Origin of the sequence: Acetatifactor muris, from assembly GCF_024623325.1 — a bacterium.
GTDB lineage: Bacteria > Bacillota > Clostridia > Lachnospirales > Lachnospiraceae > Acetatifactor > Acetatifactor muris.
The window spans coordinates 24,980-46,900 of sequence record NZ_JANJZD010000021.1; the positions used below are offsets into that span (position 1 = coordinate 24,980).

The 21,921-nt window shown below is 47.7% G+C and carries 25 protein-coding genes and 1 pseudogene; all 26 read right to left on the reverse strand.

Translation table 11 applies throughout. The features are described 5' to 3' along the window. Position 1: 1 nt before the first annotated feature. Positions 2-796: a class B sortase gene (gene srtB / locus NSB25_RS18595; RefSeq protein ID WP_103241228.1), complete on the reverse strand. Its 795-nt coding sequence runs from the start codon at positions 794-796 to the stop codon at positions 2-4. A 100-nt stretch (positions 797-896) separates the two neighbouring features. Then, positions 897-1,664 carry a DUF6674 family protein gene (locus NSB25_RS18600; protein WP_103241229.1) on the reverse strand — a complete coding sequence of 256 codons (768 nt, stop codon included), beginning with the start codon at positions 1,662-1,664 and terminating at the stop codon, positions 897-899. A gap of 2 nt (positions 1,665-1,666) precedes the next feature. Next, positions 1,667-2,083 carry a DUF6075 family protein gene (locus NSB25_RS18605; RefSeq protein ID WP_103241230.1) on the reverse strand — a complete coding sequence of 139 codons (417 nt, stop codon included), beginning with the start codon at positions 2,081-2,083 and terminating at the stop codon, positions 1,667-1,669. A 115-nt stretch (positions 2,084-2,198) separates the two neighbouring features. Next, positions 2,199-4,535, reverse strand: a complete 2,337-nt coding sequence (locus NSB25_RS18610; protein ID WP_103241231.1) for a VirB4-like conjugal transfer ATPase, CD1110 family — start codon at positions 4,533-4,535, stop codon at positions 2,199-2,201. Next, a complete protein-coding gene (locus NSB25_RS18615; protein ID WP_103241232.1) occupies positions 4,528-4,893 on the reverse strand; it encodes a PrgI family protein in 366 nt (121 codons plus the stop codon). Before NSB25_RS18615 ends, NSB25_RS18610 begins: the two co-directional genes overlap by 8 nt. 12 nt (positions 4,894-4,905) lie before the next feature. After that, positions 4,906-5,418, reverse strand: a complete 513-nt coding sequence (locus NSB25_RS18620; RefSeq protein ID WP_103241233.1) for a hypothetical protein — start codon at positions 5,416-5,418, stop codon at positions 4,906-4,908. Between the two features lie 16 nt (positions 5,419-5,434). Then, positions 5,435-6,274 (reverse strand): VirB6/TrbL-like conjugal transfer protein, CD1112 family, encoded by an 840-nt coding sequence (locus NSB25_RS18625; RefSeq protein ID WP_103241234.1) that lies wholly within the window; start codon positions 6,272-6,274, stop codon positions 5,435-5,437. Between the two features lie 93 nt (positions 6,275-6,367). Then, positions 6,368-6,712, reverse strand: a complete 345-nt coding sequence (locus tag NSB25_RS18630) for a glutamyl-tRNA amidotransferase (RefSeq protein WP_103241235.1) — start codon at positions 6,710-6,712, stop codon at positions 6,368-6,370. A gap of 120 nt (positions 6,713-6,832) precedes the next feature. Continuing rightward, a complete protein-coding gene (locus NSB25_RS18635; RefSeq protein WP_103241236.1) occupies positions 6,833-8,635 on the reverse strand; it encodes a VirD4-like conjugal transfer protein, CD1115 family in 1,803 nt (600 codons plus the stop codon). Then, on the reverse strand, positions 8,622-8,825 hold the full coding sequence (locus NSB25_RS18640) for a hypothetical protein (protein ID WP_103241289.1): 204 nt from the start codon (positions 8,823-8,825) through the stop codon (positions 8,622-8,624). Before NSB25_RS18640 ends, NSB25_RS18635 begins: the two co-directional genes overlap by 14 nt. 15 nt (positions 8,826-8,840) lie before the next feature. Then, positions 8,841-9,068, reverse strand: a complete 228-nt coding sequence (locus NSB25_RS18645; protein ID WP_103241237.1) for a hypothetical protein — start codon at positions 9,066-9,068, stop codon at positions 8,841-8,843. Next, complete coding sequence (locus NSB25_RS18650; RefSeq protein WP_103241238.1) at positions 9,065-9,997, reverse strand: hypothetical protein; 933 nt, start codon at positions 9,995-9,997, stop codon at positions 9,065-9,067. Before NSB25_RS18650 ends, NSB25_RS18645 begins: the two co-directional genes overlap by 4 nt. A gap of 5 nt (positions 9,998-10,002) precedes the next feature. Then, complete coding sequence (locus tag NSB25_RS18655; protein WP_103241239.1) at positions 10,003-10,932, reverse strand: PcfB family protein; 930 nt, start codon at positions 10,930-10,932, stop codon at positions 10,003-10,005. Next, positions 10,907-12,388, reverse strand: a complete 1,482-nt coding sequence (locus NSB25_RS18660) for a relaxase/mobilization nuclease domain-containing protein (RefSeq protein ID WP_103241240.1) — start codon at positions 12,386-12,388, stop codon at positions 10,907-10,909. The genes NSB25_RS18655 and NSB25_RS18660 overlap by 26 nt, the downstream gene beginning before the upstream one ends. Beyond that, positions 12,388-12,717, reverse strand: a complete 330-nt coding sequence (locus NSB25_RS18665; protein WP_103241241.1) for a plasmid mobilization protein — start codon at positions 12,715-12,717, stop codon at positions 12,388-12,390. Before NSB25_RS18665 ends, NSB25_RS18660 begins: the two co-directional genes overlap by 1 nt. Beyond that, positions 12,714-12,824 carry a DUF3789 domain-containing protein gene (locus NSB25_RS18670; protein ID WP_103241242.1) on the reverse strand — a complete coding sequence of 37 codons (111 nt, stop codon included), beginning with the start codon at positions 12,822-12,824 and terminating at the stop codon, positions 12,714-12,716. Before NSB25_RS18670 ends, NSB25_RS18665 begins: the two co-directional genes overlap by 4 nt. Before the next feature lie 168 nt (positions 12,825-12,992). Then, positions 12,993-13,478 (reverse strand): hypothetical protein, encoded by a 486-nt coding sequence (locus NSB25_RS18675; RefSeq protein WP_103241243.1) that lies wholly within the window; start codon positions 13,476-13,478, stop codon positions 12,993-12,995. Positions 13,479-13,495: 17 nt separating this feature from the next. Next, positions 13,496-13,690 carry a DpnD/PcfM family protein gene (locus NSB25_RS18680; protein WP_103241244.1) on the reverse strand — a complete coding sequence of 65 codons (195 nt, stop codon included), beginning with the start codon at positions 13,688-13,690 and terminating at the stop codon, positions 13,496-13,498. Next, a complete protein-coding gene (locus NSB25_RS18685) occupies positions 13,687-14,658 on the reverse strand; it encodes a DUF3991 domain-containing protein (RefSeq protein ID WP_103241290.1) in 972 nt (323 codons plus the stop codon). The genes NSB25_RS18680 and NSB25_RS18685 overlap by 4 nt, the downstream gene beginning before the upstream one ends. 117 nt (positions 14,659-14,775) lie before the next feature. Next, entirely contained in the window at positions 14,776-15,141 is a 366-nt protein-coding gene (locus NSB25_RS18690) for a hypothetical protein (RefSeq protein ID WP_103241245.1), read from the reverse strand. 20 nt (positions 15,142-15,161) lie between these two features. After that, on the reverse strand, positions 15,162-15,380 hold the full coding sequence (locus tag NSB25_RS18695; RefSeq protein ID WP_103241246.1) for a hypothetical protein: 219 nt from the start codon (positions 15,378-15,380) through the stop codon (positions 15,162-15,164). A 56-nt stretch (positions 15,381-15,436) separates the two neighbouring features. Next, positions 15,437-17,203 (reverse strand): annotated as a pseudogene (locus NSB25_RS18700) (helicase); the annotation flags it as partial. Between the two features lie 322 nt (positions 17,204-17,525). After that, positions 17,526-19,490 (reverse strand): type IV secretory system conjugative DNA transfer family protein, encoded by a 1,965-nt coding sequence (locus tag NSB25_RS18705; protein ID WP_103241247.1) that lies wholly within the window; start codon positions 19,488-19,490, stop codon positions 17,526-17,528. 14 nt (positions 19,491-19,504) lie between these two features. Next, positions 19,505-20,173 carry a hypothetical protein gene (locus NSB25_RS18710; protein WP_103241248.1) on the reverse strand — a complete coding sequence of 223 codons (669 nt, stop codon included), beginning with the start codon at positions 20,171-20,173 and terminating at the stop codon, positions 19,505-19,507. Between the two features lie 387 nt (positions 20,174-20,560). Continuing rightward, entirely contained in the window at positions 20,561-20,866 is a 306-nt protein-coding gene (locus tag NSB25_RS18715; protein WP_103241249.1) for a hypothetical protein, read from the reverse strand. Positions 20,867-20,869: 3 nt separating this feature from the next. Then, positions 20,870-21,298, reverse strand: a complete 429-nt coding sequence (locus NSB25_RS18720) for a hypothetical protein (protein WP_103241250.1) — start codon at positions 21,296-21,298, stop codon at positions 20,870-20,872. Positions 21,299-21,921: the final 623 nt, after the last annotated feature.

The following is a 21,921-nucleotide window of genomic DNA, read 5'->3' on the forward strand; positions in this document are numbered from 1 at the left end:
ATTACTCCGCAATCTTTTTCGCCACTACCACAAGCCGCCCGTTTGTCCGGGAATACTCGCAGGTGGAAAGCGTAATCAATTTGTCCCCGTATTCGGCGGTCACTCCCGTGTCATAGAGGGATAACGCTTTGCACTCATCCACATACACCTGAAACTCTTCCTCCGTTTCCGCATTGGCGAACAGATAATACTTGAACCCCGTATCGTCGTATACCGTGGTCTTGAATACTGCAATCACTTCATAGTCCGCTGTTTTCGTGAGCGTGTCAAAGCGGATGATCTTGTGTTTCTCGTAAAATTTCCGGCTCTCATAGTCCATCAATCCGGTGAACATTGTGCCGTTTTTCATGTGGTGTCCGTAAATAATCACATTGTCGCTGGGTTCAAAGGGATTGCAATGCTCCGCAATATAAGGCACCCCGTATGCGCTGTATTCCTTTTCAAAGCTGCGCTTCAGGTAGAAGTCGGGATTGTCCGGCGTGAACATCACCGGGTAGTTGATGTTCGTCCCGTCAATGGAAATCCACCCCGCCATATCGTTATTCTGGTTGAAAAGCTCCTGATATTTGGCAAGCGGGGACTGGTTTTCTCCCTCTGTCATATCCTCCGGCGTTTCTTCGGTTTCCCCGGTTTCTTCCGATTCCTCCGCCTGCTCCACAATCTCCGCCAACTGTGCAAATTCATTGGTTGACTTCCCTGCGCTGGCATAATGGGTGATGACCTGAAACATGGAAATACAGAAAAGCAGGGTACAGAGCGCCGCCCCTGCGGTATAGATATAAATTTTTTTCTTCATTCAAAAATCCTCCATAAAGTCCCGGCAAAAACGCTTTCCTTTGGCATTCTGCCGGGATAATTTCATAAAAATAACAGGCGTTGCGCCTGCGTGTCACTGGTTACCTTGCCTGTTCTTTGGCTGGCTGTATTTTCTGGCTCTCGTTCCTCCCTCTTTTTATCTGCCTTAGCTCCGCTTTCACCGATGGCTTTTTATCCTCTCCCCGGCAAAACTGCTCCATCCGCTTCTGTGCGTTCCCCGCCGCTTTTTCCATTGCGGCGAATGACCTGCCGAAAGACAGAAACGCTTTCTGGATTTTCGCAAGGACGCCTTTATCCCCTTTCGGCTCTGCCAGTTCTTTGGTACGCCTGCCGATCAACGCCCGCCCCGCATTTTTCGTGTGCTGCGCCGCTTTATTCAGCTCGCCGCCGACAATGCCGATTTTCGCCGCATTCCGCTCCATGCTTTCCATGCCGCTGTGCAGGCTTTCTTTTAAAGCAGACAGGGCGGCAGGAATTTTCATGGCGGATACTGCCCTCCTTAATGCGTCCACGCCTTTCTCCTTAAAATCATGCACCGCATTTTTCGCAGAACGGACAAGGTTTGTCTTTACAAGGGCTATCTGGCCGCCAATTTCCTGCACTTTGCCCTCTGCGCTGTCCAGAATCCGGGCGGCAGTCGCCTTTATCCCCCTGTCCTGAATCTGCTCCAACTGCCCCCGCACCTCTTTTAATTCTTTCATTACCTGCCCGAACTGGCTTTCCATGCCTTCCAGATAATTGACAAGGGTTTCCACTTCCTGCCGCTCTTTTTTCAGCCCGTTCCCTTCCAGAACCTGAAACAGTTCCCGGATTTCCGGCTGTTCCCTTAACGCAACCGCCGCTTCCATGCTTAACGCCCTCCCCTCTCTGCACTGTCTGCCCTCGTCTTAACTGCGGGTAAGTCCCTGCAATATTCGGGATACCGCATTTTTATGGCTTCGTAAAAATAAGGCGCATAACCGCAGTCAAAGATTTCATAGGGCGTTGACATCCGCTCGTCCCCCTGCTCCGCATAACCGTTCCAGAGGTTGAAGGCAAGGCGGGTGAGCCGCACCGTCCCTCCCGTCTGCCACCCCTCATGCAGTCCCTCCGGCCTGATGCAGTCCTGCTTAAAGTCAAACATCCTGCCCACGTTGTTCCTCGCCGTGTCGGAAATCCCCACGCAGTAGAAAAAGGCTCTGTGGTAGCAGTCATTGACACGGGATTTCGCCATCATCGTGTAAAAAAACTTTTCATGCTCCTTAGATGAAAACCTGATTTCTGACATTCTGATCCCTCCATAGAAAAAGGCGGCTCTCTAACAGATATTCCACTGTTTAAAAGCCGCCTGAATATTTTTATCTGCTCCTGTTATAGACTTTTATCTGTCCCGGTTATGAATTTCACCTGCTCCGGTTTGCACTGTCCTCGCCCGGCTTCGTTGTCATCAGCCGATACAGACGGGTATTCTTCGGGAATTTATTGGTAAACGGCACAAGGGAACTCCCGTATTTTATCAAGCCGCACCCTGCGTCCGCATTGGTGATATAGCTCATCTGCTCGTTTGAGATATTCAGCAAATCCGCAAGTTTCTGTCTGTCGGACGCCGCCTGGTTCAGCATGACGATATACTCGCTGTTGGACAGCATCGTGCTGGCAAGGACAGAATCTAACAGATATTCCACGTTCTGCGTGATGGCGTTGGGGAACGCATTTCTTTTCCGGAACCGCCTCCATGCAGAGTTAAAGAACGCCCCGGAATACTCGTTCTCAAACACCACATGAAACTCGTCCAGAAAGATATGGGTACGTTTCCCCTTCTTCCAGTTCTCCGTGACACGGTTTAACATGGCGTCCGTGATAACCAAAAGCCCCATTGTTTTCAGCTGCTTCCCTAAGTCCATGATGTCATAGACAATCATGCGGTTATTTATATCCACGTTGCTCTCATGGGCAAATGCGTCCAAACTGCCGCTTGTAAAAAGCTCCAACGCCAGCGCAAGGTCTTTCGCCTCCCGCTCCGGCTGCTCCAGCATTTTCTCCCGGAGCCTGCACAAAGTCGGCACGTTGCCGCCTGCCTGATAATCTTCGTAAACTGCTGCGGTACAGCGGTCGATGATGGATTTCTCCTTTGCGCTGACGCCTTTTTTGTCAAGCTGCTCAAATAAGGACAGCACAAACTCGGACTTGTCAATGACCGGGTTCCCGCCATCGCCATACCCCTCCACCATGTCCATTGCATTGATATGGTCACGGCTCCCCGCCGCAATGCGGATGACTTCGCCGCCCATCGCTTCAATCAGGGAACCGTACTCTCGTTCGGGATCGCATATGAGAATATCGTCCCCGGTGGCAAGGGCAAGGAACACAATCAGCATTTTTGCGCTGAAGGATTTGCCGCTTCCCGGCACGCCTAACAAAAAGGAATTAGGATTCAGCAATTTCGCTTTGTTGCACATGATAAGGTTATGGGAGATTGCGTTCTCCCCGCAGTAAATGCCGCCCTCATCCATGATTTCCTGCACCCGGAAAGGCATCAGCACCGCAAGGCTCTCGGTGGTAAGTGTCCGAAGCGCATTGATTTTCCGGTGTCCGATGGGCAGGGCGGTATTCAGGCCGTCCATCTGCTGGTATTTCAGGGTGGAAAACTGGCATAAATGCTTTCTTGCCACGGTCAATATGGTATCCGTATCGGCGTCAAGCTGTTCTTTCGTGTCGGCGGTATGCACCAGCGTCAAGACTGCAAACATCATCCGCTGGTCACGGGTGGTTAAATCGTCCAGAAACTCCTTGCTTTCCTTCCTCTGCTGCTCCATGTCATAGGGGACGACTGCGGAAAAATTGTTGTTGGCGTTCTGTTTCCTCTGCCAGTTGGTGATGTTGGTTTCCACGCCCAAAAGACGGTTCTCCACCTCCCGCACCGCTTCATCCGTGGGGATGGGTATCACGTCAATGCTCATCATCAGGTTGCGGCTCAAATCCGTAAGCTCCGCAATCATGTTGTCTTTGATATAGGACGCATACTCTCTGAGGAAAAGCACACGCCCGTAACGGTTCCCCATGCGGAAATGGTCTTTTTCAAACTCAAGGCTGTCCGGGCAGATAAAGTCCTTAAAGCTATGCCCTTTTTTCATGGTTTCCGGCAAATCAAACCGGAAGCTGGTTTCTTCCCCGGTACGGTAGAAGTCATGCAGCGCCCGCAGTTTATCCGTTGCGTCCATTTCCACGCATTTGGAGCCTAACCGTGAAAAATGGCTCACTAAATCCGTGCCGATACGGGCAAAATACGTCCTCGCCTCCTCAATGGATTTCTTATACACCGATACCGTCACATATTTTTCCTGCACAATGCTGTTGGCTCCCGTGGCTTTCTCTAAGAGCATGGCATTGTACTCTTTCCGGTATAAATCAAGGCCGTCCTCCTGCATGGGGATTAAGATTGCCTTCTCAAAATCCTGCCTGTTCAGGCGGCGGTTGTTGATGGTGATTTTCGTGGTTGCGCCGCTGTCAAAGGAATTGAGAAGCTCGCTGTACTCAAGGAACATGGCTTCCTTGTCCTCCCGGCTCGCCACCGCATAGTTGATGTCCACAAATTTATAGGTTCTGGCAAATTTGTTCCGCCCGATCTGGAATATCCCGTCCGCCCATATTGCCTGGATGGGGATTGCCTGCTGGACGCCTTTGGGGATGACAAATTTCTCCTTGTCCTGCTTGAAAATATTGCTCAATGTCTTAATCATTCCGTTTCCGCTCCTCCCTTTCATGGTTCTCAATGCACGGCTTCACTGCTTCGTAATAGATGTTTTCCGGGTTAAACAGCAGGCGTTTCGGGATAAGGAACTCCGACTTTATCCACGCCCACAAAAACTGCTCTGCGTTCATCCCGTGGTAGCGGATAAAGCCTAACGCCGCAAAGGGAGCCGCCCCCAAAATGCACATCCAGCTCACGGTTTCCGTCCCCACATAAGGACTGAGTAAAAAATAAAGCCCAACGGCAACGCCGCAGGCTAAGACAGAAAAAACGAACTGCCGCATGGACAGCCCGAAAAACATGGATTCCGTGTAATTACGGATTTCTCGGTTTATTTTTACTTCCAAACTTCTCGCCTCCTACCGTTCCTGCACTTTCTTTGTCTCCCTCTCTCTTTTGTACAGCCGCATTATATCCTTACCCTCATGCAAAACTTTTTCCTGCAAGAGCTGTTTTGTAATGCCGTTTTGTTTACAATAGGATAAATACGTCTGCACGCCCTTGCTGCATTTACTGTCCTTGTCACAGGATTCCTCAATCATTTCCCAGACAGCAGAATGGCACTCCAATGTCATTCCCACAATTTCATACCCATTCCCTAATGGCTCCAGCAAATCAGATTCAAAATTGGATGGCCAGTTATAACTCACGGTTTCTTCCTTACGGAATGGATAGAAAAAAATCTCCTGCTCCCGGTAGTTGGAATACGCATACGCAATTACCGTTTCCGGCTGCGTCCTGCCTTCTTTTAAAAGGATATACTGTATCTGGTAATTCTCTGCTTTATCTACGTCTCTGTCATTCTGATATTCTGCGGTACGTTTCAGGAAACGTGCCGCTTCCCTCATAATCTTTTCTTTACTTAATTTCATCTACATCCACCTCACTTTACAGCCCCATCATCTCACGCACAACCCGGTCTGCCATCTTCACTGCCCCTACAAGCACGAGCATATTGAAAATCAGCTCCCCGATATAACTCCATACCATTGTGACTGCCGCCGCATCCGGATCGACTGCGGGCGGGGACGCCGCAAACAGCGAAAATATGATGCAGGCAAGCACGATAATCGCCCCTTCTAAGCATACCGCCGCATAGGACTTGATAAAACTTTTCCCTACGTTCTGTGACGGCTCCCCGGCAAAAGTCGATAAGGGAATGGGCGCAATCGCTGTGTAAAGGTACAGTCGGAAAAACCGCCCGTACACGCTCATTATCATAATAAAGCTCAACACCGTGATAAACAGCCCGCCGATTAACGTCACCGCCCACAAGGGGATACTCTCGAAAAAGCCGCAGTCCTCCACTGCCTCCACAATCTCATTTGGCAATACGGTCTGCTGTGCGGCTCCAAAGCCTGCGGTTCGCATAATCGTGCTGACTATCCCCTGCACGATATTGAATAACGCCATCATCAGCTCCAGCCCGTGGGATATGACGCCCTTTGCTATGGCAAAGCGGACAAACAGCTTTAATGCGTGTTCCGGCTTTTTCACTTCCACAAAGCTGCCGCACGTCTTTACCACGCCGACAACAAAGAACAGCACCAAAAGGGCATAGGCTACCGCCTGCAACGCCCCGTGGATGTTCACAATCGCGCTCCAGATTCCTCCTCCCTTAAACTGTTCCGGGGACTGCGTGAGAAGCTGCCATATCTCCGCCAGTTTTTCATTCCATGTTTCCAGTGCATTGACTAAGTTCTGCACTACCCAGTTATCTGAATCCACTCATTTCACCTCGCTTCTGGATTTTGCAGAGGGGCCTGCCAACGCCTGCCCCTCTGCCGTTGCTCTTTTTACATGGTGTTCCGACAGCCTCCATCAGCCAGTGATAAGGGTTAAGATTTCCTTTGCAAAGGTAATGATGACGCCGCCCGCAAGGGTTAAGAACCCGTTGGAACGCTGGCTCGGATCGTGGGACTGCAAAGACAATCCAACCTGCACGATGCCCCAACCCAACAAGATTAAGCCCACTGCACGGATTAAGCCGAAAATAAAATCAGACAGGTTGTTGATGACCGTAAGCGGATCGCCCGCCGCATACACCGTTGTTGCCCCGGCTGTCATCATAAGCACCAATGCGGCGTACACCGCCATCGCCCGCTTTGTCTTTCTGCCCATCGGCTGTCTGCTGGTTTCCTTGCTGTTCTCGTTTTTCTTCATCATTGTTCTGTTTCCTCCTTGTTTTGAGATTGGTTTTTAATCAGTTGCGCCCCGGCGTAACTGGCGCCGATTTCACCGCTTGCGTTCCCCTGTGAAATCGTGCGCCTCTGCCAGAGGCTTGTTTCAGTGGCTTTCCGCCGCTGAAACAATAGCCTCTAAATCCTCCTCGGATAAAAGCTCATAGGAATCGGTTCCCGCCTGCTCCTGCGACACTTCGCCCTCCAGACTGTCCCCCAATGCAATGCTGCCCACCGCCTGCGTCACTTCCCCGTGGCGGTAGGACTTCCCTTTCCCGTCCGTGGACAGTGCCACGTTGGGGTGTTTTAAAATATCAAATTTTTCATCCATTACCGGGCGTTCCCCACGGATAAAAAGAAGCGCATAGCGGTTGTCCAGCATACGCACTTCATCCGGCGTCAAAAGCTCACGCCCCGATATTTGGTAATTTGTGGAATAGTTGCCCGAATGCCCGGTTGACTTCCCGTAAGTGTTCATATCAATCGTGGCTTTCCCCAGCAGCTCGCTGACGTACTTATGGGTTCCCTGCTCGTTGCCGCCCAGATATAAAAACTGGTCGCAGTTGCCCACAATGCTTTCCCACTGCTTCTCAAACAGCGCCTTTAGCTGCGCCATGTTTTGCAGGATGATGGACACGCTGACTTCCCTCGACCGCATGACGGACAGGATTTTGTCAAAGTCATCAGGCAAACTGACGTTTGCAAATTCATCCATTAAAAAATGCACATGGACGGGGAGCCTGCCGCCGTGCTTATGGTCGGCAAGGTAAAATAGCTGCTGGAATAGCTGCGTGTATAAGATGGATACCAGAAAGTTGTAGCTGGTATCGTTGTCCGGTATCAGTGCAAACAACGCCACTTTCTTTTCCCCCAGTGATGACAGGTCTAAATCGTCTGTGGCTGTCAAAGCCGCAAGGCTTGACAGATTGAATTTCTCCAACCTCGCCGCAAGCGTGATCTGGATGGATTTCAGCGTTTTCGCACTCCCTGAATGGTAGTCCTTATAATATTTCACTGCGATATGCTCCGGCTCCCGCATTTCCAGACGCTCAAATAATTCGTCAAGCGGGGACTGGTATTCATCGTTGTCCTCCCGGACTTCCCCTGCCCGTAACAGCTCCATCACCATCGGGAAATTCTGCTCGTCTTTTGGTGCCTCGTACTTTAAATAAAATATCAGTGCTAAGAGTAACATGGACGCCGCTGTGTCCCAGAAGGGATCGTTTGACTGGCTCCCCTTCGGGGTGGTTGCCTTAAAAAGATTCGTCACAAGCCGCTGCACATCGTTTTCATCCTTTAAATACATAAACGGATTATAACAATGACTCTTTTCCATGTTGATTAAGTCAAGCACACGCACTTCATACCCTTTTCCCTCCAGAAGATGCCCGGTGTCCCGCAGGTTCTCTCCTTTCGGATCAAGCACGACAAACGAAGTGTTCGCCTGCATAAGATTCGGCTTCGCATAAAACCTTGTCTTTCCGGCTCCGCTCCCGCCCACCACGATGGTGAGCAGGTTGCGGCGGTGCCTCCGGCTGTCATAGCTGATACGCACGTTGGACGTCATAATCTTGTTGGCTCCAAAGTCTTTCTCGCTGTACTTCTGGTTGACCGCCCGTGCGTTGCCCCATGCGGCAGAACCGTGTTCCTCTCCCCTCCGGTAGTTCCTCCGTGTAGATACATAAATGCCAATCCCTATCCCGTATATCAGCAGGAAAATGAGGACAGCCCTTAAGCTGTCCCCACATAAGCGGATAGAAAACGGATGGTTCATGGCGTCCGGGAATCCCCGTATAATTTCAGGTAATCCCCCCGCAAGGTATGGCGCTGTCAAAAGGGCAAGCCAGACAACGGGAAGGATGCCGAAAAGAGCAAATATCCACGCCGCCTGCTTCTCACCGCTCCTCATGGCATTTCCGCCCCCTTTTCTCTTTCTCCGGCGGCTCCTCAATCAGCTCGATGACTTTCAGAAGCACATCGTCCACTGCGTCTGTCGGCCTGCCCTCCTTTATCATCTGGTTGCGCTCGTCTTTCAGGGAATGGAAGATTACGCCGTACTCGTATTTGTCCAGCTCAAGGGTTTTCTTTTCCCCGCTCAAATTCACCACCTCCGTCTACCTTTCCTGTTCTCTGTTCTTTACCTTATAATCCCGGATTGGCATTTCCCCGTATGCGTCAAGCAGGCGGTCAACTTTCTCCGATTCCGCATAAGTGGTTCCACGGTACAGCGGGTACGTCACGCCCTCCACGCATACCCTGCCGCCTGTCGGCTCCAGATTGATATGGGATAAGGATTCTTCCGGGAAAAGGTTGAAACTATATCCTGCCTTCACTGCCCTCATCTTGCGTCCTCCCGGTTATGCTGTGCCTGCGGCTGCTGCCTCTGACTCTGGCTCCGGTTCGGTTCCAGCACTTTCGCCATGCGGGAAGATATATCGCCCGCTGCGTCACGGACTTTGGACAGCTCCCCACGGACTTCCTGCGGCTCCATGCCCTCGAAAAATTCCGGCGCATGGGTGAAATCAAACCCCTGCGTGTCCACGCCATATTTTTTGCAGAGCAGATAGGACGCACAATAGGCGTGGAAAGCGTCCTCGTTGCGGTCGTAATTCTTATCCCCGTCCGCAAACCCGGCAAGGGCAAGCTCCGGCGTCACGCTCCGGAAGATTTCCTGTGCGCTCATGCCTTTTCGGACATAAATGCAGCTTTCCTCCGGCTCAAACAATGCCCCTTTGTCCTCCGGCATCTGATCCGGCTCCGCCGCAACAATGGCAACGGGCGGGTTGTTCACCACTGCCCGCACAAGCTGTGCGTCCGTGATTTCCGGCTGCGCCTGCTGTAACCTGTCCCTTGCGTTGGTCTGTGAAATGTCATACACCTTTTTCGCATTGTAATAGGTTCCGGTGCTTCCGTCCTCACGCTCATACTCCTTCCCCGGCTCCATAATCAGGATGGGGTTGTTCCGCTCCTGCCTTTTCACATAGGCTCCCTGATCCCGCCAGTAGCCGTAATCGCCAATCTTCTGCGCCTCCGGCTTCTGCGCCATAATCAGCAGGGCATTGTTGGCGGTGTAGCGGTCAAAGCGGCTCTGCACGTCAAGGTACTGTTGAAACGCCTGCCCGTCCGTGGCCACCGCCGCCGTCATCTGCTCCGACATTTCATAACAGCGGCTCCGGTTGTTTTTGCTCTCTGCGATAAATGCCGCCACCCGGTCATCCTGCGGCACGGCGGATACATTCAGTAAAGAATCAAGGCTGAAATTGTTGTCCATACATCTTACCTCTCTTTCGATTTTTTCGGTTTTGTTTTTGTCTGCGGCTGTCTATGCTGCAATGGCTTCTGGTTTTTCGCTTTGGTGTCCTTTGCAGGCTCGCTCCGGCTCCCTGCCTCCGCTTCTTTCTTCCTCGCTGCCTGAATCTCTTTCAGCTCCTCCCGCACGGACGGTTTCTCCGGCGTGGCTGGCTGGTACAGCTTAGAAGTACCCTCTGCGGTTGTCCTTTGCTTCTTTAAGGTAGGCTCGGACTGACGGGATTTCGCAGTCTTGCCCAAAGAGGGGTTTTTCTGCTGCCCCTCCTCTTTCTGCGTGGGGCTGCCTAAAAGCTCGTCTACCAGCAAATCTTCCTGTGACTTCCCCGGCCTGTCCTTCTCCGGCTCTGGCTGTGCCTGCGGCTTTCCCGGTGACGGTTTCTCCGGTGGTGTTTTTTCCGGTGACGCTTTCTCTTTTGGCGGCTCTTTTGTTTTCTCCTTTCCGGGAGCCGCCTTTTTCTCCTTCGCCTGCGATTTTTCTTCCCTCGACTTCTGGATTTCCGTCTTAATCTGTGCCGCCTCTGTGACGGACGCAAACTTGAAACGTTCCACGATACGGTTGATGCGGGGCGCATCTTCCTCCTTCACCATAATGTCCACCATCCCGTCGCTGCTCCCTTTGGGATCACGGACGGCGCAGTAGAGGATTCCGTACCGCTTCGCCTCCTGCACAAATTTCTTCAGGTCGCTTTCCTTTACGGAAAATACGGTGAGCGGTTTCCCGGAGCGCACTAAGGTTTCCAGCCTTATCCTGCCTCTGGTCTTTTTCTGCTCCTTTAAGATGGCGTATAAAAGCACTGCAAGCTGCTTTGCCCCCTCGCCGGAGATTTTTAAGGCCGCTTCCCCCACTTCCATCGACATACGCACCACCTGGTCAGCGGCTTCGCCTGATGTGTTCATGGATTGTTCCCTCCTTTTCCGTGTGGGCGTTCTTTTCCTCCACACTATTTTCCTGCCGCACGGTTTCTAATTTTTCTTTCATTGCGCCGGAACGTGCGGCTATCCCGTCGCAGAGTCCCACCTCCTTTCGCAGTTCCCCGATCTGCTTTGTCAGGGCGGAGATTTCTGTTTTTACCTCTGACAGCTTTTCGCTGTCTTTGACGCTGCGGCTCTGATACCGCAGGTGTTTCCTTCTGTCCGCAAGCTCCGCCATCTTCCCCTGCAACTCTTCCTTCAATGAAAAAAGCTGCTCCGTGGTATCTATGCGATAATGGCAGAGCAGCCTTGTTTCCTTTGCAATCTTATCCAGTTTTATCAAGTCCTCCCGGAACATCATGTGTACCTGCTTCGGACTTTTTGGCGGTCGGTTCTTCGGTAATATCCCCAACAGATAGCAGTAATGCAGGTACAGGCCACGGAGTCCGCCGATTTTCCTTGCCTTTTGTATATTCCCATGCACTTTTATGACATAGGTTTTCTTCTCTGGCAGCATGGCAGGCGGCGCAGGCTTTTCTATCTTCTGCGTGAGTATCCGCCTGCGGATGGAATCTAAAGTGTATTCCTCCCCTAAGTTCCTCGCCAGCTTCATCCCCCGTTCCCTGCCCTCCGCCCGTACCGTGACGTCCTTCCCGAATTTGATGGAATAGCCTTTCTCTTTCAGGTAATGAAAAAACTGCTTTTCCGTCCTCGCCTTTGCAATGGCTTCGTCCACGTCCGCCTTTATCATCCCCAAATAGGTCGGCCTGCCCTCCTGCTCTGCCCGCCACTCCCCATAATGTTTTGCTTTCTGCTTTGGGTTCTCTATGACGGACAATCCATATTCCCGGCATAACCTGTCGGAAGCGTTACGCATATCCCGGTAGTCCTGCTTGCTTCGGTGATAGCGCAGGCCGTCCGCAAAGGAAACGGAGTTCACTACGAAATGGTTGTGCAGGTGGTGCGCCTTATCTAAGTGGGTAGCGACTATCACCTGAAAGCGGCTCCCCCACAATTCCTCCGCCAGCTTCACGCCAATCTCATGCGCCATCGCCGGGGTACATTCCCCCGGTGCAAAGGACTGGTAGCCGTGGAACGCCATAATGCCCTCGTCCTTCCCGTACCGCTTTTTGACCGCCATCATTTCTGACCGGGCGGTGGTCGGGGCGCAGTTGACGCCGGACACATACTGCTCCATGACCTTCTCGTTTTCATCATCTATGACATCCTCCGCTGCCTCTGGTTTCCCCCTCTGTCTGGTCTTTTCCGCATTGACCGCATAGGCGATGACGTCGGACAGCCCCTGCGTTTCTGTTTCCTCCATGCCGGACAGCTCCGGCAGCTTTGCGATTTCCGGGCTTTTTGTCTTATCCGGGTTCTGCACATAGATGACGACTTTCCCCAGCCACCCTTTGACGCTCCAGATAGATGTTGCTGCCATTACCCCGTCTTTTCCGGCAGGATGACCGCCTCGGTAATCAGCCTGACCGCTTCGTCAAACTTCCTCATGTCTCTGTCATACCTCTGCACGTCAATCACGTTCAGCGTGTGCGCCTTCTGTGCGATCTGGTTTAAGTTGTTCCCTATCTTATGCAGCTCCCGCATCATGGAATAATAGTCGGGCGGCGGTGCGTCCCTCGGCGTCTTTCCCATGATTGCCTGACGCACATAGGCTTCCTGGCTGATTCCGCTTTTCTTTACCCGCTCCCTGAATGCGTCCGCCTCCTCCTTATTCAAACGGAACAGAAACGGGACGTCCCTCTTTCTCATCTGCCTACCTCCGTATCTCCCCCGTGCAGGCGGTTAATCTGCAACAGGCACATCATCACCACGCCCACAATGCCGCCTACAAAAGTTCCACTCAAAAATGCCAACATACTGCTCCACTCACCTTTCCGTCATGGTGCGCTGTCACCATGCAACTTGTCATATCTGGCAGAACCTCCCGGCTCCGCTAAAAAGGGGTATTAGGGGATTTTCCCCTAACAAGCTGCCTTCGGGTTGCCGCATGGCAATCCAAAGGCGTTGCTTGCTGGTATTGTGTATCACCCCTGCGGCTGCGTACCGCCTTTTGTTTTGGTATCATTACCCGCCGAAAACAGATGCTTCCCCGGCTGCTGCTCCTTAATCGGATGGGTGCAGCACGCACATTCCGGACAGCAATGCCCACACTCTATGCACTCCTGCCCACAGTCCCCGGACTCCTTCGCCTCACACCTGCCGCACACTTTGCAATGGTTCACGCACTCCTGACAGCGGTTTTCCGGATCATCCCGCATACATTTCCCATCCATCGGGCAGGAATACGGGCATTTTGCACATCCCTCCGGGTATGCGTTACAGCCGCTTTCTTTTACATCCGCCGCTTTCGCAAGGACGGAAATATCCGTCACGTCCCGGTTGGAAAAATCTAAGAGATTGGTTTCGCTGTATATCTTTTCCACCATCTGTGCGGCGGCTTCCGCACTCTCCGCTGAGATTTTCACCCTCTTTTCCGAGATGGCAACCAGCGTCATTTCATACTGCCTCATGGCAAACGCCTCCTTTCCTACCGCCCTATGCCTTTGTCCCGGACGCACTCTTTCGCCTTAAAATCAGCCCCCACAAAATGGTCTGCGTCCAGAATATACTGGCTTCTGTTCCAGTTATCCTCTGCTGTCTGCTCCGCTTCCGCAAGGCTCTCCGCCTCAATGGGTACAGTCATTTGCAGGGTTTCCGTTATTGTTACGTCATACGTTTTCATCTCTCATGGCTCCTTCCGTGATTCTTTTTTACCCGCTCCGTTATCCCGATTCCTAACCGGATACAGAGGAAATCATTGCAGTCCTTGCCCTTTGGCGGCGGCTTATCCCGTGTCCGATACTGTTTCGGAAGCACGGTCTTGATCGCCTCTGACGCCAGCCTGCCCGCCCGGTCATTGTCCAGGTGCAGCTCCACTTCTTCAACCTCCGGGTACTCTTTTAAAAATCGTGTGAGTGCTGCCGGAACCTTGCTGCGCCCGATTTCCTTTGCTGGCTGGTACACTCCCGCAAGGGATAGAAGATGTTCCGCCCTCCAGTCCTGGTCGTCCATTTTTTGCAGGGTGGCATAGGATAGCAGGTCGATGGCGGATTCAAACAGGTGGACTTTTATGCTGTTTCCCTCTGCCGGGATAGAAAAGGAATAGTTTTTGTCGCTCCCGTTTGCGTCCCCGATAAAGTCCGTCCCGATTCCACGCAGGGCGGCATACCGGGGTTTTCCTCCCTTGTCCATGCCCACAAATACAGCGTTGTGGTAGTTCTCGCTCTCAAAAACCATCCCTCTTTGCAGACAGAATCCAATGATGTCCGTGTCAATCCCACGCCTGTTCAGATAGGAAACAACCTGCGTCTGGTAGCGGTTTGGTTTGGGTAAAAGCAGTTTCTTTTCTGTTGTCTTTTCGGCTGGTAGGGAAACAGGCGGCGCAATCGCCGCCTGCCCTGCAATCGTCTGTACCGCCTCCATAAAGGTATAGTCCCTGACTTTTATCAGGTAATCAACCGCTGACCTGCCCCCGATCCCACGGCTCCACCACATCCATTTCCCGTTGGAAATTTTCAGGCTGTCATGGGTTTTCGTGGTATAGGTGTTGCCCGAAAAATGCACAAGCTCATAAGGCTCATAGTTTTTCAAATACGTCAACAAGTCCATCCGCTTTGCCTCCTGCACGACTTCCGGTGCGATATATGGCATAAATTTCAGCTCCTTTCCTGCCCGTGATTGGATATTTGCAAATGAATTTAAGAATATCCGGGCATAAAAATAGCCGGACAATCTTCATTTCTGAAAACCATCCGGCTATGTAACTGCTCATATTTCCTCCAACGCCCGCAACAATTTGAAAATATGGCTACACCCTAAAAGGTACATCTGTATGCTTTCTGCCCTTGCCTTATCATACTCCAACGTGAAAAATCTGGACAGTGCCTTTGTTTCCCTTGCGGTCAGTTCCATCGGTTCATCCACACCCCCGTCATCCGTCAGCTTTGAAATAAAATCGTGCTTATCAAGTATCTTGTACCGTTCTTCTGTAATCCTGCTGTATGATACGGAGCTTCTCAATGCCTCCTCACACAATATATCAACCTCCTCTATGATGTCGCTGAACCATTTGGGCAGGTTATAAATGTCTATATTTTTTATGTCCATGATAGTTGCGCCTTTTGCATTTCCCATAATCTTTATCCCTCCCTGAATCAGTTATGCTCCTTGTCATACTCAAAGAAAATCCTCGCTCCTTTCTTTGTCCGGGCTATGTCTGAAATTGTGTTCTGGAAAAAGCCCTCATTTTCCTCAATTACCCTTTGAATCTTTTCATCCTCTATCAAATCTATCACCGCCTTTCCGTTTTTTTCCAGAGGAATATAGCAGGAAATGGCAGGGAAATCCAGTGTGCGATTTTTCTTTTTACACATTTGCCTTCCCTTTTCCCCGCTATGTAAACGGTACTGGTTGCCCAATACCGCTTTTTTCACCGTTCCCGGTCTTTGCTGCCTTTCTCCGGCTCCGTTTCTTCTTCCTCTGGCTCAACGTCCAGCACGATATTTTCTTTCTTGTCCATATCAAGCAGGGCATTTAACTCCCCCAGCCGGGCAGTCTTTTCTGCTAATTCCTGCTCTTTGGGGAACTCTTTGACTGCCTCTATCTTTGCATTTTCAAGCTGCGCTTTTAAAGTTTCCAGATGTTCCTCACACCGGGAGAGGTTATCGCCAAACTTCTCTATCTCATTATCCAGACGGGTAATGTTCCCGTGAATGTCCGTCCCCAACGTCACATGGTACGCCCGTTTCCCTTGCAGGGTGATGACAAAATCCTTGCTGAAGGTGCTGTAAGAAAGCTCCATCGCAAGCCCACGGTAGGCTCCCAACGGAACCGGATCGGGGGAAGTCATGGCTTTGCAGGCCGCAATAATCGCCTGCCCCGCCTCCTTTTTCTCCCCATAGGTCATACCGTTTATCTGCATAGGTGGGAACGTGTCCCGGTCTGGCGGCGTGTGCGCCTTCACCTGCTCGATGTCCTGCTGGTACTCCACAATCCACTGGCTCTGCCTTTTTATCTCCATCGGATAGTATTTCGTCACCTTATCCTCCATTTCGTAACGCTGGCTTAAAAAACTCTGCTTTAAGAGTTGCAGCTTTGACACCTGGATGTCTAAGTCCATCTTTTCCTTAATATATGGGTTCCCGGTGGCAAGGGCTTTGATTTCCGCATAGGATAAAGCTACCTCGTCAATGTCCTCGATGGTGCGTGCCGGACTTTTGGACGTCATGATCTGGCTGATAAATTTCTGCTTGTTCTCAATCATCTGGTACATATAAGCGTCAAATGTCCCCTCGGTCACATACCGCACGATAAATACTTTCTTGTTCTGGTTGCCCTGTCGGATGGTTCGACCGCCCCTTTGTTCCAAATCTCTCGGCCTCCACGGGCAGTCTAAATCGTGGCTGGCAATGATTAAATTCTGGACGTTCGTGCCTGCGCCCATCTTAAACGTGCTGCCCATTAGGATGCGGACGGCTCCCCTGCGTACCTTTGAGAATAACTCTTTTTTCCTCACCTCCGTGTTGGCGTCATGGATAAATTCTATCTCCTGCGGCGGGATTCCTTTCGTAATCAGCTTATCCCGCACGTCATTGTAGACGCTGAATGTCCCGTCATTCTTCGGTGTGGAGAGGTCGCAGAACAATAGCTGTGTTAATTTCTGCTCCTTCCCCTCCTCCCAAAAGCGGTAGACTTCGTTGACGCAGGCATTGACCTTGCTCTCCGGCTCGTCCGGCAGCATTTCATTCGTAAGCCGCTGGTCTAACGCCAGCTTGCGCCCGTCATTGGTAATCAGCAGCATATTGTCCTGCATGGGGTTTACCATGCCGTTTCGCACACGCTCCGCCCGTTCCCCCAACGTCTGTACCATATCCTTTTGTATCTCGCTGGGCTTTACTGCCACCACCTTGTATTCCGCTTCCGGCACGGGCAGGTTCAGCATATCGGCGGTCTGGATGTCCGCCACCTCCCGGAACATCATCATAAGCTCCGGCAGGTTGTAGAACCGTGCAAACCTCGTTTTCATCCGGTAGCCGCTGCCCTCCGGCGCAAGCTCTATGGCGGAAACGGTTTCCCCGAAGGTGGACGCCCATGCGTCAAAATGCTGCAAATGGTTCCGCACAAGGGTGTTGTACTGCAAATACCTCTGCATGGTGTAAAGCTCCACCATTGAGTTGCTCACGGGGGTTCCGGTGGCTACACCTTATACATTACAGAAAATGCCGAAAAATACCCCTGTGCTTCAACATGAAATAGGCTCAAATGGATGTATTCGATACACAATTCGGAAACAAATAAAACAATTATCTGGATGGGAACCTTTTGCCCCCAGCATCATGACATATATTTGGGAAAAATTCGTCAGATTTAACGTTTACAACTCGCTCTGGGATTGCAAGCAAAAGGCTGAAAAATTATACTCCTTTAGTATCAAGATGGTTTCCCACCAGCCACATAATAATTTCCCAGAGTTCTATACTTCATGTTATTCACACATCCTAGTTCAACGCAGCATTAGATTATGTTTCAAAGTCAAATTCATCTTTAAATTTATCTTTAAAAATTTTAAATATGGTCATAAGAACATCCTCATCTTCTACACTACAATAGGATTCCTCATCGCCATTCAAATCATCTTCCTCAACACGAAGAATTACTACTTCACCCGCATCTTCTCCCTGTGATTCAACAATCGGCAATAAAACAACATACTCTTCATTTTGGTATTCAATTAAGTCCAAAAACTCAAATTTACAATCGTTTCCTTTGTCATCTTTCAAAACAATTATATTATCAAGATCCTCTTCATGTTTATTATGTAACATTTTAGTTTCACAATCTAAACTTACTACTTTAGAAGTTTCGATAAGCTTATCTTTTTCCTTATCAACTATTACTTCGTTTTCACTTTCATCATTAATAGGGCCAAATAATTCATCAAATTTACGTTCCAATTCTTTCTGGAGATCATATGTATCATCTTTAACAGGTTCAATCGCCAATTTATCATCTTCTAATGAATCAGTAGAACCATTATCAATTTTATCAATCGTAGTTCTAACTGGTATTCTTTCGGTCATTTCTAATACTTCATACTCATCATTGTCAATTTTACCTATATCCACTAATTCAGTAATAAAAGGGAATAATCTCCCACTAAAAACCAGAGCCTCTCCCTTTTCTTTATCCAAATGCTGCAAAGCAAAAACAGAGATTAAAGGCTTTCCATCTGCTGTCTGTCCAGCTAATAAACTAATTGACTGCAATAAGCTTATTTCACGGCTAGTAAGAAAAATCCAGTTATTACAATTTGATTCAATCGTCTCAGCCTCTACCTTATAACGATGTTCTAATTGTTTTTGGCTTTGGACAAACAAAAAGAAACGAATATTTCTACTTCTAGCCGCTGTTATCATCGCAGGGAAATCGTTAATAGTCGGCAAAGTCGAAAATTCATCTAAAATATAATTAATTCGAGTTTTAAATGTTACTTGTTTTAAGTTTTGCGCCAAGTAAATTAGACGCTCATAACATTGTTTAACAAACAACGAAATCAGTCTATGATATGTGGTCTTTTCATCTGGCATAATAAGGAAAACAACACTCTTTTCAAACCCTAATCTATCTACGGAAATGGTGTTTTGCCTTAACATATCCGTCAAATTCTCCTGAAATGAAAAAATGCGCATTTTTTGGTCAAATGTGGACAAAATAGAAGTTCTCGTTCGATCCGGCGCTTCAACGGTACCAATTAAACTATGATGAATCAATAAATCTGACTTGGCATCTTCCCATATATTTAAATCAGGATTACCATTATTAAACAGTTTTGCTCGTAAACCAAGAACATCCTCAAATGATACAGAATTTCCATTACTACGTTTAAATGCAAGCAAAATTAATCCAAATAATAAATCAGAAGCTGAATATTCCCAAAAAACATCCTGATGACTTAATTCTGAACACATCAAATTTGTAGCAATATCATTAATAAATTCATAAGCCCTATCCCTCTCACCAACCTTGTATAATTCATAAGGAATAGCAAGCGGATTCCACCCCTCTCCAAAAGAAGGATTGCGAAAGTTTAATACAGTAACCTTATATCCATTATTTTTAAGCATGGCTGCTGTACGATTATAAATCTCAGCTTTGGGATCTGAAATTATCATAGATTCTTCTGCATAGCAAAGCATATGTACCAGCGGAAGAACAACTAACCTAGTCTTTTTTGAGCCAGTCGAACCAATAATAAGTGAATGTGAGTCCGTTGCGTCTACATATACTGTATTCTCACTTTCATCATAAAGTAACGGAATTCCTCCCTTGCTTATGACAAGCGGATTTGTTCTCTTGATTTCTGATAGGTCTTCTCTAATATTAACTAAAGTTTTCTTTATCACACTCCGATTTCCCGGCACTGCATCATTCTGTATTCCAAGTAAACTTCCATGTGGTTTTAAAGTTATCCTTTTATTTTCCATTTTTCTTGTTCGCCTTACTGTCCATCAATAATTCGGTTGAGGAATTTCTTTAATCTTTTCTGTTCATCTCGTAATGTTGAAAGAATTGCTACCATCGCTATTACCTGTTCTTCAAAAGTATTAAGTTGCGTTAATTCTCGAACAAGCAAAGACGCCTCCTCTGTCTTTTGGGTAAAACTTCGATTTAAAATAAATCGAAGTTTTGCAATAACTTCACGATTCTCAATCATATAATTTTCAAACATCTTATTATCCATCTGTAGCCCTTGTTCTAAAACAAAATACGGAATCTTCCTATCGATAATTACATAGTAGATAGCAAACGCAAATTCCTTACTTGATGTAATAATACCTCCATTAATAAATGCCGCCCAAAGATTGTGATAAAATTGCCGACTACTGTATGTTTCGCTGTATGCTTTTTTCAAAAGGCTATTTAATACCTCATCAACGTATTCACCATATTGATCCGTAAGAATATCTAGCTCTTTTTTTTCGATGGCTTTTTCTAATATCACAGTTTCATTTGATTTAATTGAACCATATTCTTCACACAGTGTCTGAAAACATTCAATCTGACGTTCATAAGGTTCCTCTTTTACAATATTATAAAAATATAGACAGCAATCTATCAACTCTCCCCGATAGGTACAAAGCAGTTCCTTTACATCTTGTACATTCATAATTTATTTTCCTCGCTTCCTTGTATGTACTTTCCTAAAAAACGACAGTGTAATTCTTTTGTCAAACTTGCAAATAGTGCTAATATTGAAAGTTCGTCAACTAACAAGGAACTAACATTCCATTTAAGTATAACCACAATTGCAACTATAATAGCACAAAAAATCCCACCGATAATAAAGCCTCCCCTTACTATCAAAAATCGCTTTCTATGATAACCATATCTTCTCTCAACTTCAACATATATATCACATATGGCTACAATCAAGCTTATAAATGCAAAAAAGCAAATAAATCTGTATTTTCAGTCACCAACCGCAATATCATAATTACAATAAGAAAAACACTTACGCATATATCCCGGCCTGATTTATACTGATTATCCTTATTCATATTTCTGTAATTCTAACCCCCTTTACCTGTGAAAATTTATCTATATCATATTCGCCATAAATTGCAATTTCTGTATTAAAAAACATAAACTCTATATATTCACGCACCAACATATAGATTTCATCAGTGTCATACAACGAATCCATAGATACCCCCCTATCAAATAGTCGAAATAAAATTCCACCATTAAAAAAATAAATACGATCAATCCAATCCTTATTTTTTTTATCAAAAAAAATATTTGTCTTCTTTTTTATTTGATATTTAGGGTACTTACAGTTAGAAATAATTTTAATCGTCATTTTTCATTCCTCATAGTTCTCTATTTCTTCGTACCCAAACTTTCCTATTTTATACAATATATTAGAGATGTTCCAATTACTTATTTTAGTAACTCCCATATCAATATATACGCATATATTAATAAGTTCTTCTTTGACCCCCATATCCCATTTTACATCTACGTCCTGCTCCTGTAACCTCTGAGCCGCTTCTCTAACTCTGGAATTATTACACTCCAACCCACTTTTAACCAATGCGCTTCTTACACTTGGATTCCCATAAATTTCTTTCCCTAAAAACTGTTTATGAGAACGTAACGAAACATATTCTTTATCAAAATTTTTTAATTTGCCCTGAAGCAAATCAATTTCATTTTGAGTCCTTTTTCTGCCCTGCCTATTAGCATAGATATCATCATCAATCTGTTTAATTTCTGTCCATCTTTCTGACATATTGCACCTTTATCTTATGTTTTCTGTATTTCAATTACTTTGTAAACAACCTAAAATATCGAATCTTATATACACAGATCGCAAAAATGTCGATTTTGCCACAACATAATCAAATGAGGGCAAAACAAGCCAAAATAAACTTCCCCGCAGCAAGCTATGGTATATTATTCACTCGGCATTTTTTTAACGCAGCAAGCTGTGGAGAATCAAACCCCTGAGTGATTGAAAGCACCAAAAGCGATATAATTATAATCAGAATTGGAGTACTACATCTCTTATCGTTTTCTAAAGCATTTTCTGAACAGCCTCTCCATTTCTCCATACTCACAGAGGAAAGACTCCCTGCTCGCCTCCATCATTTCATCCTTGTCCGCATTCGCAAAATTTATCACATACCATTGCGCAGTGCCATACAGCGGATAAATTCCCTCTGGCTCCGGTCATTGCCTTCAAATTGTAGTACGCAAGTCATATTGCGTGTCCAGATTGATACAATTTTTGCATGGGTGCTATCGTTTTAAGAATTGAAATTGCCACACTTTCGATATTTCTTATTCGTAAAAATAACAATATCCCGTTTTTAGAGTGGCTATCGTTATTTTTTGTATCCACGGGATTACTGA

Bases quoted from the DNA above. Each gene is read 5' to 3' on its own strand.
- srtB (WP_103241228.1), bottom strand. From the start codon at position 796: ATGAAGAAAAAAATTTATATCTATACCGCAGGGGCGGCGCTCTGTACC.
- NSB25_RS18600 (WP_103241229.1), bottom strand. From the start codon at position 1,664: ATGGAAGCGGCGGTTGCGTTAAGGGAACAGCCGGAAATCCGGGAACTG.
- NSB25_RS18605 (WP_103241230.1), bottom strand. From the start codon at position 2,083: ATGTCAGAAATCAGGTTTTCATCTAAGGAGCATGAAAAGTTTTTTTAC.
- NSB25_RS18610 (WP_103241231.1), bottom strand. From the start codon at position 4,535: ATGATTAAGACATTGAGCAATATTTTCAAGCAGGACAAGGAGAAATTT.
- NSB25_RS18620 (WP_103241233.1), bottom strand. From the start codon at position 5,418: ATGAAATTAAGTAAAGAAAAGATTATGAGGGAAGCGGCACGTTTCCTG.
- NSB25_RS18630 (WP_103241235.1), bottom strand. From the start codon at position 6,712: ATGATGAAGAAAAACGAGAACAGCAAGGAAACCAGCAGACAGCCGATG.
- NSB25_RS18635 (WP_103241236.1), bottom strand. From the start codon at position 8,635: ATGAGGAGCGGTGAGAAGCAGGCGGCGTGGATATTTGCTCTTTTCGGC.
- NSB25_RS18645 (WP_103241237.1), bottom strand. From the start codon at position 9,068: ATGAGGGCAGTGAAGGCAGGATATAGTTTCAACCTTTTCCCGGAAGAA.
- NSB25_RS18650 (WP_103241238.1), bottom strand. From the start codon at position 9,997: ATGGACAACAATTTCAGCCTTGATTCTTTACTGAATGTATCCGCCGTG.
- NSB25_RS18655 (WP_103241239.1), bottom strand. From the start codon at position 10,932: ATGAACACATCAGGCGAAGCCGCTGACCAGGTGGTGCGTATGTCGATG.
- NSB25_RS18660 (WP_103241240.1), bottom strand. From the start codon at position 12,388: ATGGCAGCAACATCTATCTGGAGCGTCAAAGGGTGGCTGGGGAAAGTC.
- NSB25_RS18665 (WP_103241241.1), bottom strand. From the start codon at position 12,717: ATGAGAAAGAGGGACGTCCCGTTTCTGTTCCGTTTGAATAAGGAGGAG.
- NSB25_RS18670 (WP_103241242.1), bottom strand. From the start codon at position 12,824: ATGTTGGCATTTTTGAGTGGAACTTTTGTAGGCGGCATTGTGGGCGTG.
- NSB25_RS18675 (WP_103241243.1), bottom strand. From the start codon at position 13,478: ATGAGGCAGTATGAAATGACGCTGGTTGCCATCTCGGAAAAGAGGGTG.
- NSB25_RS18680 (WP_103241244.1), bottom strand. From the start codon at position 13,690: ATGAAAACGTATGACGTAACAATAACGGAAACCCTGCAAATGACTGTA.
- NSB25_RS18685 (WP_103241290.1), bottom strand. From the start codon at position 14,658: ATGCCATATATCGCACCGGAAGTCGTGCAGGAGGCAAAGCGGATGGAC.
- NSB25_RS18690 (WP_103241245.1), bottom strand. From the start codon at position 15,141: ATGGGAAATGCAAAAGGCGCAACTATCATGGACATAAAAAATATAGAC.
- NSB25_RS18695 (WP_103241246.1), bottom strand. From the start codon at position 15,380: ATGTGTAAAAAGAAAAATCGCACACTGGATTTCCCTGCCATTTCCTGC.
- NSB25_RS18705 (WP_103241247.1), bottom strand. From the start codon at position 19,490: ATGGAAAATAAAAGGATAACTTTAAAACCACATGGAAGTTTACTTGGA.
- NSB25_RS18710 (WP_103241248.1), bottom strand. From the start codon at position 20,173: ATGAATGTACAAGATGTAAAGGAACTGCTTTGTACCTATCGGGGAGAG.
- NSB25_RS18715 (WP_103241249.1), bottom strand. From the start codon at position 20,866: ATGACGATTAAAATTATTTCTAACTGTAAGTACCCTAAATATCAAATA.
- NSB25_RS18720 (WP_103241250.1), bottom strand. From the start codon at position 21,298: ATGTCAGAAAGATGGACAGAAATTAAACAGATTGATGATGATATCTAT.